15 protein-coding genes are annotated in these 14,074 nt (G+C 67.2%); 13 read left to right on the top strand and 2 right to left on the bottom strand.

The genetic code is table 11. The features are described from left to right. Positions 1-3: 3 nt before the first annotated feature. The 5 genes from GNX71_RS01935 to GNX71_RS01915 all read left to right on the top strand — a co-directional run bounded on the left by GNX71_RS01935 (position 4) and on the right by GNX71_RS01915 (position 4,034). Complete coding sequence (locus GNX71_RS01935; protein ID WP_206176764.1) at positions 4-915, top strand: SDR family oxidoreductase; 912 nt, start codon at positions 4-6, stop codon at positions 913-915. A gap of 14 nt (positions 916-929) precedes the next feature. Beyond that, positions 930-2,090, top strand: a complete 1,161-nt coding sequence (locus GNX71_RS01930; protein ID WP_206176763.1) for an acyl-CoA dehydrogenase family protein — start codon at positions 930-932, stop codon at positions 2,088-2,090. 7 nt (positions 2,091-2,097) lie between these two features. Then, positions 2,098-3,264, top strand: a complete 1,167-nt coding sequence (locus GNX71_RS01925) for an acyl-CoA dehydrogenase family protein (protein WP_206176762.1) — start codon at positions 2,098-2,100, stop codon at positions 3,262-3,264. A 147-nt stretch (positions 3,265-3,411) separates the two neighbouring features. Beyond that, positions 3,412-3,717 carry a YciI family protein gene (locus tag GNX71_RS01920; protein ID WP_206176761.1) on the top strand — a complete coding sequence of 102 codons (306 nt, stop codon included), beginning with the start codon at positions 3,412-3,414 and terminating at the stop codon, positions 3,715-3,717. Then, positions 3,714-4,034: a Dabb family protein gene (locus tag GNX71_RS01915; RefSeq protein WP_241027131.1), complete on the top strand. Its 321-nt coding sequence runs from the start codon at positions 3,714-3,716 to the stop codon at positions 4,032-4,034. Before GNX71_RS01920 ends, GNX71_RS01915 begins: the two co-directional genes overlap by 4 nt. A gap of 4 nt (positions 4,035-4,038) precedes the next feature. Here GNX71_RS01915 and GNX71_RS01910 read toward each other — a convergent pair whose 3' ends face one another. Next, positions 4,039-4,965, bottom strand: coding sequence for a LysR family transcriptional regulator (locus GNX71_RS01910; protein WP_206176760.1), 927 nt, complete (start codon positions 4,963-4,965; stop codon positions 4,039-4,041). A gap of 96 nt (positions 4,966-5,061) precedes the next feature. On the opposite strand from GNX71_RS01910, the gene GNX71_RS01905 reads away from it, so the two are divergent. Genes GNX71_RS01905 through GNX71_RS01895 form a run of 3 tightly spaced genes read left to right on the top strand, consistent with a single transcriptional unit; the run spans position 5,062 to position 9,173 of the window. After that, positions 5,062-6,051 carry a tripartite tricarboxylate transporter substrate binding protein gene (locus GNX71_RS01905; protein WP_206176759.1) on the top strand — a complete coding sequence of 330 codons (990 nt, stop codon included), beginning with the start codon at positions 5,062-5,064 and terminating at the stop codon, positions 6,049-6,051. Positions 6,052-6,083: 32 nt separating this feature from the next. Further along, on the top strand, positions 6,084-7,751 hold the full coding sequence (locus tag GNX71_RS01900; protein WP_206176758.1) for a carboxylesterase family protein: 1,668 nt from the start codon (positions 6,084-6,086) through the stop codon (positions 7,749-7,751). 21 nt (positions 7,752-7,772) lie between these two features. Continuing rightward, positions 7,773-9,173, top strand: a complete 1,401-nt coding sequence (locus GNX71_RS01895) for a dipeptidase (RefSeq protein WP_206176757.1) — start codon at positions 7,773-7,775, stop codon at positions 9,171-9,173. 3 nt (positions 9,174-9,176) lie between these two features. Here the strand turns inward: GNX71_RS01895 and GNX71_RS01890 are convergent, their stop codons facing one another. Further along, the gene (locus GNX71_RS01890; RefSeq protein ID WP_206176756.1) at positions 9,177-10,448 is read right to left on the bottom strand and encodes a DEAD/DEAH box helicase; all 1,272 of its coding nucleotides are present in this window, start codon (positions 10,446-10,448) and stop codon (positions 9,177-9,179) included. A 49-nt stretch (positions 10,449-10,497) separates the two neighbouring features. Here GNX71_RS01890 and GNX71_RS01885 point away from each other — a divergent pair, with 49 nt between their 5' ends. From GNX71_RS01885 to GNX71_RS01865, 5 genes are all read left to right on the top strand, one after another. Next, complete coding sequence (locus tag GNX71_RS01885; RefSeq protein ID WP_206176755.1) at positions 10,498-10,872, top strand: translation initiation factor Sui1; 375 nt, start codon at positions 10,498-10,500, stop codon at positions 10,870-10,872. Positions 10,873-10,880: 8 nt separating this feature from the next. After that, positions 10,881-11,117: a DUF3820 family protein gene (locus GNX71_RS01880; protein WP_013538811.1), complete on the top strand. Its 237-nt coding sequence runs from the start codon at positions 10,881-10,883 to the stop codon at positions 11,115-11,117. Between the two features lie 182 nt (positions 11,118-11,299). Beyond that, the gene (locus GNX71_RS01875) at positions 11,300-11,722 is read left to right on the top strand and encodes an RNA-binding protein (RefSeq protein WP_206176754.1); all 423 of its coding nucleotides are present in this window, start codon (positions 11,300-11,302) and stop codon (positions 11,720-11,722) included. A 239-nt stretch (positions 11,723-11,961) separates the two neighbouring features. Then, on the top strand, positions 11,962-12,450 hold the full coding sequence (locus GNX71_RS01870) for a tripartite tricarboxylate transporter TctB family protein (RefSeq protein ID WP_206176753.1): 489 nt from the start codon (positions 11,962-11,964) through the stop codon (positions 12,448-12,450). Positions 12,451-12,462: 12 nt separating this feature from the next. After that, positions 12,463-13,974, top strand: coding sequence for a tripartite tricarboxylate transporter permease (locus tag GNX71_RS01865; RefSeq protein WP_206176752.1), 1,512 nt, complete (start codon positions 12,463-12,465; stop codon positions 13,972-13,974). Positions 13,975-14,074: the final 100 nt, after the last annotated feature.

Here is a 14,074-nt window from a genome sequence, read left to right as displayed (position 1 = left end):
CGCATGAACGCCCCCTCTCGCTATCGATCCGTGTTCTCGCCCGGCCTCTTCGACGGGCAGGTGATCGTCGTCACCGGCGGAGGCTCGGGCATCGGCCGCTGCACCGCGCACGAACTCGCATCGCTCGGTGCGCAGGTCGTTCTCGTCGGGCGCAATACCGAGAAGCTGCAGCTGGTGCAGGCAGAGATCACAAAGGCCGGCGGCAAGGCGAGCATTCAAGCCTTCGACATCCGCCAGGAAGAAGCCGTGCGCACGGCGATTGCCGAAGTCGTCACAGCACACGGCCGCATCGACGGCCTCGTCAACAACGCCGGCGGCCAGTACATCACGCCGCTCGCCGCCATCACCGCCAAGGGCTGGGAAGCGGTGATCCACACCAACCTCACCGGCGGCTTCCTCGTTGCGCGCGAATGCTTCGTGCAGAGCATGCAGGCCAACGGCGGCGCCATCGTGAACATCGTGGCCGACATGTGGGGCTCGATGCCCAACATGGGCCACAGCGGCGCCGCGCGCGCGGGCATGGTGAGCTTCACCGAGACGGCCGCGCTCGAATGGGCCGCGAGCGGCGTGCGCGTGAACGCGGTCGCGCCCGGCTACATCGCCTCGAGCGGCATGGACCACTACCCGCCCGAGGCCGGCGACATGCTGCGCGCCATGCGCAAGACCGTGCCCGCAGGCCGCTTCGGCAACGAGGCCGAGACCTCCGCGGCCATCGCCTTCCTGCTGAGCCCCGCGGCGAGCTTCATCAGCGGCAGCGTGCTGCGCGTGGACGGCGCGCGGCCGCAGGTGCGCATGGGGTGGCCGATGGCGCTGCCGGATGCAGCGGCGCGGCAACGACGGGCGGTGCGGCCCTTCGAGGGCTTCCATCTGGCGCAGACGCCGCGCGTGTTCCAGGACAAAGAAACGAACGACTGATCGGAGACAATCGAATGCAGTACACCCACGAACACCTCGAGATCCAGAAGACGCTGCGCCGCTTCATCGACGAGGAGATCAACCCGCACGTCGACGAATGGGAAGAGGCCGAGATCTTTCCCGCGCACGAAGTCTTCAAGAAGCTCGGCAACCTCGGCCTTCTCGGCCTGAACAAGCCCGAGGCCTTCGGCGGCGCCGGGCTCGACTACTCGTATGCGATGGCGATGGCCGAGGCACTCGGCCACATCAGCTGCGGCGGCGTGCCGATGGCCATCGGCGTTCAGACCGACATGTGCACGCCCGCGCTCGCGCGCTTCGGCAGCGACGAGCTGCGCCGCGAGTTCCTCGCACCCGCCATCGCGGGCGACATGGTCGGCTGCATCGGCGTGAGCGAGCCCGGCGCGGGCAGCGATGTGGCCGGCCTCAAGAGCCATGCGCGCAAGGACGGCAACGACTACCTCATCAGCGGCCAGAAGATGTGGATCACCAACAGCCTGCAGGCCGACTGGATGTGCATGCTGGTCAACACCAGCGATGGCCCGGTGCACCGCAACAAGTCGCTCGTGATGGTGCCGATGAACCTTCCGGGCATCGAGAAGGCGAAGAAGATCCGCAAGATCGGCATGAACTCGAGCGACACCGGGCTCATCTACTTCGACAACGTGCGCGTGCCGCAGCGCTACCGTATCGGCGAGGAGGGACAGGGCTTCATCTACCAGATGCAGCAGTTCCAGGAGGAGCGCCTCTGGGCCGCGGCCAGTTCGCTCGAGCCGATGGAAGACTGCATCGCGCAGACCATCGAATGGGCGCAGCAGCGCCACATGTTCGGCGGCACGCTGGCCGACCAGCAATGGGTGCAGTTCAAGCTGGCCGAACTCAAGACCGAGGTGGAAGCGCTGCGCGCCCTCACCTACCGCGCCTGCGACCTGCATGTGCAGGGCGAGGACGTGCTCGAGCTGGCCTCGATGGCCAAGCTCAAGACCGGGCGGCTCACGCGGCAGGTGTCCGACACCTGCCTCCAGTTCTGGGGCGGCATGGGCTTCACGCTGGAGAACCGCGTCTCGCGGCTGTATCGCGACGGCCGACTCGGCTCGATCGGCGGCGGCGCGGACGAAGTGATGCTGGGCATCCTCGCGAAGACGATGGGCATCGCCAAGCGGCCGCCACGCGGCTGAAGCACGCATGGACGCCGAACTGCAGGCAGATCGCGCGGCGCTCGCCGACACGGTGCGGCGCTTTGCCGAGAGCGAGATCGCGCCGAACGTGCAGGCGTGGGACGACGCGGGGGAGTTTCCGCGCGCGCTCTACACCCGCGCCGCGGAGCTCGGGCTGCTCGGTCTCGGCTATCCCGAGGCATTCGGCGGCACGCCGGCCTCGTATTCGCTCAAGCTTCCCGCATGGATCGCGCTCGCTCGCCACGGCAAGAGCGGCGGCGTGCTCGCGAGCCTGTTCTCCCACAACATCGGCCTGCCGCCGGTGGTGCTGCATGCGAGCGACGATGTGCGGCGCGAGGTCGTGCCCGCGGTGTTGCGCGGCGAGAAGATCGCGGCACTCGCGATCACCGAGCCCGGTGGGGGCTCCGACGTGGCCGCGCTGCGCACCACAGCAAAGCGCGACGGCGATCACTACGTGCTGAACGGCGAGAAGACCTTCATCACCTCGGGCATGCGCGCCGACTGGATCACCGTGGCAGTACGCACCGGCGAAGGGCGCGGCGCGGGCGGCGTCTCGATGCTGCTGGTACCCGGCGATGCGCCTGGCCTCACGCGCACGCGCCTCGCGAAGATGGGCTGGCTGTGCTCCGACACCGCGACGCTGCACTTCGACAACGTGCGCGTGCCGGCGCGCTATCTGCTCGGCGACGAAGGTTCGGGCTTCCGCATCATCATGAGCAACTTCAACGGCGAGCGCATCGGTCTCGCGGCGGGTGCGCTCGGCTTCGCGCAGGCCTGTCTCGACGAAGCGCTGGCCTGGTCGCGCGAGCGCAAGACCTTCGGCGCCGCGCTCATCGAACACCAGGCGGTGCGCCACAAGCTGGTGGACATGCAGATGCGCATCGCGTCCACCGAGGCATGGCTCGAGGCGGTGTCCGCCGAGGGCGATGCGCATGAAGCGGCCGGCCGCTTCAACGCGCCCGAATGGGTGGCGCAGGTCTGCATGCTCAAGAACCATGCGACGCAGACCATGCAGTTCTGCGCCGACCAGGCGGTGCAGATCCTCGGCGGCATGGGCTTCATGCGCGGCACGGTGAGTGAGCGCATCTATCGCGAGGTCAAGGTGATGATGATCGGCGGCGGCGCCGAGGAGATCATGAAGGAGCTGGCGGCGCGGCAGCTCGGCTGGCTGTAGCGGCATCCCGTGTTTCCTTAAACGGAAAACTGTTCTTCATCGGCGAGGCGTGCAAGGCATGGCCTTTCGTGCGGCGCGTGCTTACCATCGGCCGCACACCGGGGTCGACTTGCAGCGCCCCCTTCACCGCATGACGTCGGAGCCGCCTTGATCTTTGTTTTCCATCTCCTCGACAAGCCCGATTCCACCGCGCTTCGCACCGCGATCCGCCCCGCGCACAAGGCCTACCTGGCCCAGGTGGCCGACCGCATCGCCTTCGCCGGGCCGCTGCTGTCCGACGACGGCAAGACCTTGATCGGCAGCCTGCTGGCCATCGACTTCGCGAGCCGCGAGGCGGCACAGCAATGGCAAGCCGACGAGCCGTTCACGCGCGCCGGCGTCTACGCATCGGGCTCGGTGCTGCCCTTCACGAATCTCTGGCCGCAGAAGGCCGGTTTTCCGCCGACCGAATGAGCGAGCCCCGCACCATGTTCAAGCACATCGTGATGTGGGACCTGCGCGGCGAATCATCGGAAGAAAAGGCAGAGGCCTCGCAGTTGCTCAAGCGCAAGTTCGAATCGCTGCGCGGCCAGATCCCCGGATTGCTGCACCTCGAGGTGGGCGTCGATTCGAGCCGCATCGGCTACGCCTGCGACGTGGTGCTCTACAGCGAGTTCGACAGCCAGGCATCGCTCGACGGCTATGCCACGCATCCCGCGCATCTGCGGGTGCGCGAGGAGCTGGGCGATCTGCGGATCGCGCGGCACCAGGTGGACTACGCGGCAGAGTGAGGCGCTAGCCGCGGGCCGCTTCCGATTCGGCCCGCGCCAGATCGACGCAGAACGAACGCACGAGCTGCAGCGCCGGCGCTTCGGTCCGGCCTTCGAGCGTGACGAAGGCGAACTGGGCATTCAGGCCCGCGGCCGGGTCGACCTTCAGCTCCACCAGCTCGCCGCTGTCGAGCAATGCACGCGTGGCCGCGAGCACGCCGAGGAAGATCGCATCGGTGTTGCGCACGGCTTCGATCAGCGCGCCGATTTCTTCCGACGACACATGCAGCCAGCGCTGCGGGCTCGCCTCACTGCCGTAGCGCTCGACGAGGAGGCGCGCCACGTCGTCGCTCACCATCGTCGAGATCACCGGATACCGCGTGAGGTCGCCGAAGCGCACCGCCGATGCCCCCTGCTGCAGCAACGGATGCCCGCGCCGGCAGACGAAGCCCGAGCGCATCGTCGGCAGCACATCGATGTGCAGGTCTCCCCTCGGTGAGACCGCGCGGTAGGTGAGCACCACGGCGTCGATGGCCCGCGCGCGCAGCGCGGCGAGCTGAAGCTCCGGCCCGCCGCCATGCAACTGCACGCCCACGCGCGGGTGATTGCGCAACATGTGGATCAGGAGCGGTGCCGAGAACAACGCGCTCGGCGCCGCGCCGAAACCCAGCCGCACCGAGCCGGCCTGCCCCTCGGCGAGCAGCGCGGCGGCGCGCTTGAGCTCATGCGCCTCCGCCGAGATGCGCTTGGCGCGCGCCAGCACCATCGCGCCGAAGGGCGTGAGCTCGTTGCGCTTGCCAACGCGGTCGACCAACTGCATGCCCAGCTCCTGCTCGAGCATCTGGATGCTGCGGCTGAGCGCCGGCTGCGTGAGGTGCACCTTCTCGGACGCGCGGCTGAACGAGCCCGTTTCGGCGAGCGCAAGCAGATGGTCGAGCTGCTGGAGGTTCATGAGAGAACCTCATGGTAATTACAAAAACAATGCATTGGACAGATGAAACCCTGATTCCTAGCATCCATCGCTACTACTTTGGACCCAGGAAATCGCATGAAACGGCTCGGTCATTGGCTCCTCGCGGGGGCCGCATTTTTCGGCTGCGGCACGGCCGCGATGGCGCAGGCGCCCTACCCGTCGAAAGTGATCTCGATGATGGTCCCCTACCCCGCGGGCGCGGCGAGCGACTTCACCGCACGGGCGCTCAACGACCTGATCGGCAAGGAACTCGGCGGGCAATTGATCGTGGAGAACCTAGGCGGCGCGAGCGGTGCGATCGCCGCCGGCAAGGTGCTGGCGGCGCCGGCCGATGGCTACTTCCTGTTCCAGGGCTCGCCCAGCGAGTTGATCCTCTCGGGCCTGGTCAACAAGGCCGTCCGGTACAAGCCGGAAGACTTCCAGTGGATCGCGCCGGTGGCCACCTCGCCGCTGGTGGTGGTGGTCGGCAGCAAGCTGCCGGTCCATTCGCTCGACGAGCTGGTCGAGCTCGCGCGTTCGCGCAAGGAGGCGCCGCTCACCTACGGCTCGACGGGCCCCGGCACGCTGTACCACCTGCTGGGAGAACTGTTCTCCAAGCGCATCGGCGCACCAGCCACGCATGTGCCCTACAAGGGCGGCGCGCCGCTGCTGCAGGACCTGCTCGGCGGGCAGATCGATTTCGCCTTCATGCCCTACCAGGCTTTCTATGCGGACTACGCACGACAGGGCCGGCTGCGGGTCGTCGGCTCGCTGTCCGGCAAGAACAACCTGCCGCCGCCGTTCGACGCCGTGCAGTCGAGCGCCGACAGCAAGACGATGAAGGGTTTCGAGTTCGGCATCTGGACCTCGTACATGGTCCGCAAGGGCACGCCCCGGCCGATCGCCGAAAAGCTCAACGCGGCCATTGCCGCATCGCTGCGCAATCCCCACGCGCGTGCGCAGCTCGAGTCGCAGGCCAAGACCGTGTTCGAGCCGATGAGCCTCGAAGCGGGAGAGAAGTTCTACGCGGCCGAGATCGCCCGCTACCGCGAACTCGTCAAGTCCATCGGCTACGAGTCGCAGTGAACCGCCGTTCGATCCCAATAAGAGGTGCATCCATGACAACTCCATCGACGAGACATTGCCTCGCCCTGCTCATCGCGCTGTCGCTGTCCGCCTGCGGCGGCGGCGGTGACGGCCCAGGCTTCACGCCATTGCTGCCGCCGGCAGCAGGCCCCGCGCCCACCGCACCGCCCTCGGCGCCGGACCCCGCCATCGCGACGACGACCGAAGGCAAGGTCGCGGGCAATGCCGCGGCCGATGTCGTCTCCTTCCTCGGCATCCCGTATGCGCAGCCGCCGGTGGGCGCATTGCGCTGGGCGCCGCCGCAAGCACCATCCACCCATGCCGACACGCTGAAGGCCACTGCGTTCGGCAGCGCCTGCGCGCAGGCGCCCGGCGCAGAGCCTTCGTCGTCCGAAGACTGCCTCTACCTGAACGTGTGGAAGCCCGCGGGCGCGAAGCCCAGCGACAGGCTGCCCGTGGTCTTCTATATCCACGGCGGCGCCTTCACGCTCGGTTCGGGCGCCATGGGCCCGAGCCCGCTGGCGAAGCAGGGCGTGGTCGTCGTGAGCTTCAACTACCGGCTCGGCGCGCTCGGCTATCTCGCGAACAAGGCGCTGCGCGCCGCGAACAGGGACGGCAGCCTCGGCAATTTCGCGGTGATGGACCAGCTCGCCGCGCTCGGCTGGGTGCAGCGGAACATCGCGGCCTTCGGCGGCGATGCCGGCAACGTCACGCTCTGGGGCACTTCGGCGGGCGCGACGCAGAGCTTCTCGCTGCTGCAGTCGCCCAAGGCCAAGGGGCTGTTCCACCGGGCCGTGATGCAAAGCGGTGGCGGAGCGGAGTATTCGAACCCGAGCATGGAAAACGCGCTCGCCGTGGGCGATACCGCGGTGGCGAACCTGGGTTGCAGCAACGCCGCCGACGTGGTTGCCTGCCTGCGCGCATTGCCGGTCTCGGCGCTGCTCGCGCAAGGCGGGCTGAAATGGCGGCCCACAGTGGACGCGCAGATCCTCACGCAAGTGCCCTCGCGCGCGTTCCTCACCGGCAATTTCAACCAGGTGCCCGTGATGATCGGGGGCGTCTACGACGAGGGCACGCTCTTCGTGGACACGAAGCTGGACGCAGCGGTCTATCCGTTCTACCTGCGCGGGCTGGCACCGGCCGGCTTCGACACCAAGGCGATCGAAGCGGCGTATCCGGTCTCCAGCTACGCGGTACCTGCGCAAGGTGTGGCGCGGGCCATCGGCGATGCAATGTACGCCTGCGGCAACAGCGCGCGCCGCGATGCGCTGTCGGCGTGGGTGCCCGTGTACGGCTGGGAGCTGACCGATCCGCAGCTGTCGTTTCCCGCGAACCCGGCGTCCTTCTACCACGGCACCGCGCACGGCATGGACAGCTTTTACCTGACCGGCACGACCGATGCGCTCGGCACCTATCCCTACTTCGACCAGGCAGGCGCAACGCCCGATGCAGGTACGACCGCGCAGCGCAAGGCGCTCGCGGCGCAGATGGTCGCGTACCTCCTGAACTTCGCGAAGAACGGCGATCCGAACGGCGATGGCCGCAACATCGCGACACGCTGGCCGCGCTTCATGGGAGCAGCCGACCGCGCCCTGATCGATTTCAGCTACCCCGCGATCAAGACATCGAGCAACGCGTTCGAGCACACGCACAAGTGCGACACGCTGTGGGGGCCGGACGTGTTCCCCGCGCAGTACTGAGACGAGACACGACGGCATCCCATGAACGAATCACAAACCGTCATCGATCACCTCGCATCCCGCCAGGAAGACATCGTGGCGTGGCTCAAGCGCTTCCTGCGCATTCCGAGCGTCAGCGCGGACGCGTCGTTCGCGGCGGGCATGCATGACGCGCGCGGCTTCCTGGTCGAGCGGCTGCAGCAGATCGGCCTCGCCGACGTGCGCCTGCTGGACGGCGGCGGCGAGCCCGCCGTGTACGGCGAATGGCGCGGCGCGCCGGGCAAGCCCACGCTGATGGTCTACGGCCACTACGACGTGCAGCCCGCCGACCCCATCGACCAGTGGCGCACGCCGCCCTTCGAGCCGACGGAAGTGGATGGCCGGCTCTACGGGCGCGGCACCTCGGACGTGAAGGGCTCCACGACCATCGCGCTCGAAGTGGTCGCGGCCTTCCTCACGGTGCAGGGCGGGTGCCCCGTCAACATCAAGGTGTTCCTCGAAGGGGAAGAGGAGACTGGCAGCCCGTCGCTCCGAACGCTCGTCGAGCGCCATCGCGACCTGCTGCAGGCCGATGCGGTGCTGTCGGCCGACGGCGGCCGCGCGAGCGCCGGCGTGCCGACGATCAACACTGGTGCACGCGGCAATGCGCAACTCGAAGTGCGCCTGCGCACGGCCGGCAAGGACCTGCATTCCGGCCGCTACGGCGGCAGCGTGCGCAATGCGTTGCACGAGATGGCGCGGCTGGTCGCGTCGCTGCATCGCGCCGATGGCGGCGTGGCGGTGGAAGGCTTCTACGAAGGCGCGATGCCGCCCAGCGAGAAGCAGCGAGCCGACACCGCGGCGTTCCCCTATGACGAGGCGGCGTTCTTTTCAGACGTCGGCGGCAGCGCGCACGGCGAGCCCGAATACACCGCGCGCGAGCGCATCACGCTGCGCCCGGCCCTCGATGTCAACGGCCTGTGGGGCGGCTACACCGACGACGGCGGCAAGACGATCGTGCCTTGCGAGGCCACGGCCAAGCTCACGACGCGCGTGGTCGAGGGGCAGGACCCGGCCTCGGTCATCCGCGCGGTGTTGCGCCATCTGCAGGCGCAGTGCCCCGCAGGTTGTGCGCTGGACGTGGTGGCGATGAACGACGGCTCGCCCGCATCAACCCTCGCCCCCGACCATCCGCTGGTGCGCGCTGCCGAGGCCGTGCTCGAACGCGAGACCGGCCGCCGGGCCATCCACGTGCGGCTCGGCGCGAGCGTGCCGATCACATCGATCTTCAAGGAGATGCTGGGCATCGACACGCTGATGTTCGGCTTCAACCTGCCCGACGAAGACGTGCATGCGCCGAACGAGTTCTTCAGGCTGGCGTCGATCCAGCAAGGTGCGCGGGCCTGGACGCTGCTGCTGTGCGAACTGGCGAAGCATCCGTCGGCGTCGTTTCGCAGCGCGTAGCTGTCAGCGCTCTTCGCCGGCCTCGCCCTTGCCTTGCTGCGCGGCCTGCGCCGCCGCACGCAGCTTGTCCTTCTTGCTCGGCCGCTTGCCCTTGATGCCGCCCGTGCCCGACGCATCGACCAGCGGCACCGCCACCTCGGTCGGCTCGAACCCTTCGATGCGCTCGCGCGGCAGGCTCAGGCCCTGGCGCTTTTCGATCAGGCGGAAGTGCGCTTCGGTCGATGCACTCACGAAGCTGATCGCCAGGCCGCTTTCGCCCGCGCGGCCCGTGCGGCCGATGCGATGGATGTAGTCGGTGGGCGAGCGCGGCAGGTCGTAGTTGATGACCACCGGCAGCTGCGCGATGTCGATGCCGCGCGCCGCGAGGTCGGTCGCGATCACCACGTCCCAGCGGCTCTCCTTGAACTGCGCAAGGATGCCGGTGCGCGTGCCCTGCGCGATGTCGCCGTGGAAGGGCACCGCGTAGACGCCGTTCTTATAGAGCTTCTCGGCCACGATCTGCGCCGAGTGCTGCGTGGCGACGAACACCAGCACGCGCTCCCACTCGTTCTCTTTCAGGAGATGGCGCAGGAGCTGCGTGCGGCGGTTCGCATCGACCTCGATCACGCGCTGCACGATGTTCGGCTCGGTGCCCGGTTCGCCCTGCACGTCGATGACCGCGGGATCGCGCAGCATGCCGTCGGCCAGCGACTGGATGGCGGGCGGAAAGGTGGCGGAAAAAAGCAGGTTCTGGCGCTGGGCCGGCAGCAGCGCGAGGATGCGGCCGAGCTCTTCGGCAAAGCCGAGGTCGAACAGGCGATCGGCCTCGTCGAGCACGAGCATCGACACAGCCCCCAGCTTGAGCGCGTTGTGCTCGACCAGGTCGAGCAGCCGGCCGGGCGTGGCGACGACGATGTCGGCGCCGCCGCGCAGGCTCATCATCTGCGGGTTGATCGAGACACCGCCGAAGGCGATCGCGATCTTCAGACGGTCGGGCAGGTGCTGCGCCAGGCTGCGCATGGTTTCGCCGACCTGGGCCGCGAGTTCGCGCGTGGGCACGAGCACCAGTGCGCGCACGCGGCGCGGCGACAGCGCGGGTTCGGCCGCCAGGCGCTGCAGCAGCGGCAGGGAAAATGCGGCGGTCTTGCCGGAGCCGGTCTGCGCCGAGCCGCGCACGTCGCGGCCCTGCAGAATTGCGGGGATGGCCGCGGCCTGGATGGCGGTCGGCGCGGCATAGCCGCTTTCGGCGGCGGCCTGCACGAGCGCGGGGGCCAGGCCCAGTGAGTCGAATGGCATGTGAGCAGACAGAGAGAAGAGAAACCCGGATACGGAAGAGATGGATCGAATGGCGACGACGAAAAGCAATCAGGCCAGCGCGCTGGTGTATTCCACCGAGGCGGGCGGCCGCATGTGCCCCGATTGCCGTGCACCGATGGCGCAATGCCGCTGCAAGGAACTGAAGGCGCGCGCGCCGGCCACGGACGGCATTGTGCGTGTATCGCACGAGACCAAGGGCCGCAAAGGCAAGGGCGTGACCGTGGTGAAGGGCCTCGCCCTGGACGCCGCGGCGCTCGCGGCGGTGGGCAAACAGCTGAAAACGGCCTGCGGCTCGGGTGGCACGGTGAAGGACGGCACCATCGAGATCCAGGGCGATCACCGCGAACTGGTGATCGCGGCCCTCGTGAAGCAGGGCCACACCGTCAAGCGCGCCGGAGGCTGAAGCAACCCATGAACCCCGAAGACCTGCAGCGCCTCGTCACTCTCGAAATGCCTTTTGGCAAGCACAAGGGCACGCTGATCGCCGATCTGCCCGGAAATTACCTGACCTGGTTCGCACGCGAGGGTTTTCCCTCAGGAGAAATCGGCCGGCTGCTCCATTTGATGCATGAAATAGACCACAACGGCCTGTCAGACCTGCTCAAACCGTTGCGAAACCGCCCGTCGCGCCGGGATGTTTCTCAATAACACACGATTTCCCACGCTTTTTTGCAAAGGACCGGGATAATTCGCCCCACGTGTCTGTGAGCTTTGTTGTCTCCCGTGCACGTAATTCGGTGATCGGTCAGTTTCGCGCCACAGCGCACTTGTTTGTTGTGATTCTGGGACTCCATCGCTTTGTTTTGTTGGTTTGAATTAGGAGTCCCTCCATGGGCAAGAAACTCTACGTAGGCAACCTCGCCTACTCCGTGCGTGACAACGATCTGGAACAAGCTTTCGGCGAGTTCGGCTCGATCGTCAGCGCCAAGGTCATGATGGAACGCGACACCGGCCGTTCGAAGGGCTTCGGCTTTGTCGAAATGGGTTCGGATGCTGAAGCACTCGCAGCCATTGAAGCCATGAACGGCCATTCGCTCCAGGGCCGCGCCCTGACGGTGAACGAAGCCCGTCCGATGGAAGCTCGTCCTCCCCGCACCGGCGGTGGTGGCGGCTACGGCGGCGGCGCTGGTGGTGGCGGTGGCGGCTACGGTGGTGGCGGCGGCGGCGGTGGTTACGGCGGCGGCGGCGGTGGCCGTAGCGGCGGTGGCGGCGGCGGTTACGGCGGCGGCGGCGGTGGTCGCGGCGGCTACTAAGCCCTCATCCACACTCAGGGAGCCCCGGCTCTCTGAATGAATGAAAAGCTCCTTCGGGAGCTTTTTTCGTTTCCGGGCCCCCTTTCCGGGAACGCCGAGGAACCGGCTTCGCCAGGCCTCAGGCGCCGCTCCGGGGAGAACCCTAATCCTGGCCTAAGCATTTGTCCTTACCGAAGCGGTCAGCCAACGGTCAGCCGCGGACGACGACCCTCACTCCTCCAAAACAGAGGGTCGAGGCAATGAAGATCAAGAGTCAGGCGGACTTCTTTTCAGGAGTCATGTTCACCACCGTGGGGGGTGCCTTCGCGATAGGCGCCACCACCTACACCGTCGGGAACGGCGCCCGCATGGGCCCCGGATACTTCCCACTCATGCTGGGCATCCTGCTGGCCATCCTCGGGGTGGTCATCATGTTCCAGGCCATGGTGGTGGAGACCACCGATGGCGACAAGATCGGCAAATGGGCCTGGAAACCGCTGGCTTTCGTGCTCGGCGCCAACCTCGCATTCGGCATCTTGCTGGGCGGCCTGCCCAGCATCGGCCTGCCGGCGATGGGAATGATCATCGCGATCTACGCGCTCACGATCATCTCCAGCATGGCCGGCGAGCAGTTCAAGCTGCGCGACGTGCTCGTGCTCTCCACCATCCTGGCGGCCGGCAGCTACGTGGCCTTCATCTGGGCGCTCAAGCTCCAGATCCAGGTCTGGCCCACTTTCATTTCGGGCTGAGGAGCGAACCCCATGGACCTGATCCACAACCTTTCCATCGGTTTCGGCGTTGCCTTCACCTTCACCAACCTGCTGTATTGCCTCCTGGGCTGCATCCTGGGCACGCTGATCGGCGTGCTCCCGGGCATCGGCCCGGTCGCGACCATCGCGATGCTGCTGCCCGCCACGTACGCGCTGCCGCCCGTGTCGGCGCTGATCATGCTGGCCGGCATCTACTACGGCGCGCAGTACGGCGGCTCGACCACCGCCATCCTGGTGAACCTGCCCGGGGAGTCGTCCTCGGTGGTCACCTGCATCGACGGCTACCAGATGGCCAGGCAGGGCCGTGCGGGCCCCGCGCTCGCGGCGGCGGGCCTGGGCTCGTTCTTTGCCGGTTGCGTCGGCACGCTGATCCTGGCGGCCTTCGCGCCGCCGCTGACCGAGCTGGCCTTCAAGTTCGGCCCGGCCGAGTACTTCTCGCTGATGACGCTGGGCCTGATCGGCGCCGTGGTGCTGGCTTCGGGCTCGCTCCTGAAGGCGGTGGCGATGATCGTGCTGGGCCTCCTGCTCGGCATCGTGGGCACCGACGTCAATTCGGGCGTCGCCCGCTTCAGCTTCGACATTCCCGAGCTCACCGACGGCATCGGCTTCGTGGTGATCGCCATGGGCGTGTTCGGCTACGGCGAAATCATCGGCAACCTCTCGCAGCCCGACGACGAGCGCGAAGTCTTCACGCACAAGGTCAAGGGCCTGTGGCCCACCAAGGACGACTTCAAGCGCATGACGCCCGCGGTACTGCGCGGCACGGCGCTGGGCTCTGCCTTGGGCATCCTGCCCGGCGGCGGTGCGCTGCTGGCGGCTTTCGCGGCCTATGCGCTGGAGAAGAAGATCAAGATGCGCCCCGGCGAAGTGCCCTTCGGCAAGGGCAACATCCGCGGCGTGGCATCGCCCGAGTCGGCCAACAACGCCGGCGCGCAGACGTCCTTCATTCCGCTGCTGACGCTGGGCATTCCGCCCAACGCCGTGATGGCGCTGATGGTGGGCGCGATGACGATCCACAACATCCAGCCCGGCCCGCAGGTGATGACCAGCAACCCCGAGCTGTTCTGGGGCCTGATCGCCTCGATGTGGATCGGCAACGCGATGCTGATCATCCTGAACCTGCCGCTGATCGGCATGTGGATCAAGCTCTTGACGGTGCCCTACAAGTTCCTGTTCCCCGCCATCGTGCTGTTCTGCGCGATCGGCGTGTATTCGACCAACAACAACACCTTCGACGTGTGGATGGTCGCGATCTTCGGCTTCATCGGCTACCTGTTCCTGAAGCTGCGCACCGAGCCGGCCCCGCTGCTGCTGGGCTTCATCCTCGGGCCGATGATGGAAGAGAACCTGCGGCGCGCCCTGCTGCTGTCGCGCGGCGCCTGGAGCGTGTTCGTCACGCGGCCGCTGTCGGCCGGGCTGCTGGTGGCCGCAGCACTGTTGTTGTGCATCGTGCTGCTGCCGTCCATCAAGGCAAAACGCGAGGAAGCCTTCGTCGAGGAATAGGCGACCGCCCACGTTCCCTGGAACGAGAAAGCCCCTGCACGAAAGTGCGGGGGCTTTTTTTATTGGGTGCCGGCTTCCAGTGTCAGGTTGCTACCAAATA

The organism is Variovorax sp. RKNM96 (assembly GCF_017161115.1).
In the GTDB taxonomy this organism is placed as follows: domain Bacteria; phylum Pseudomonadota; class Gammaproteobacteria; order Burkholderiales; family Burkholderiaceae_C; genus Variovorax.
This window is presented reverse-complemented; position numbering and strand designations above follow the sequence as displayed.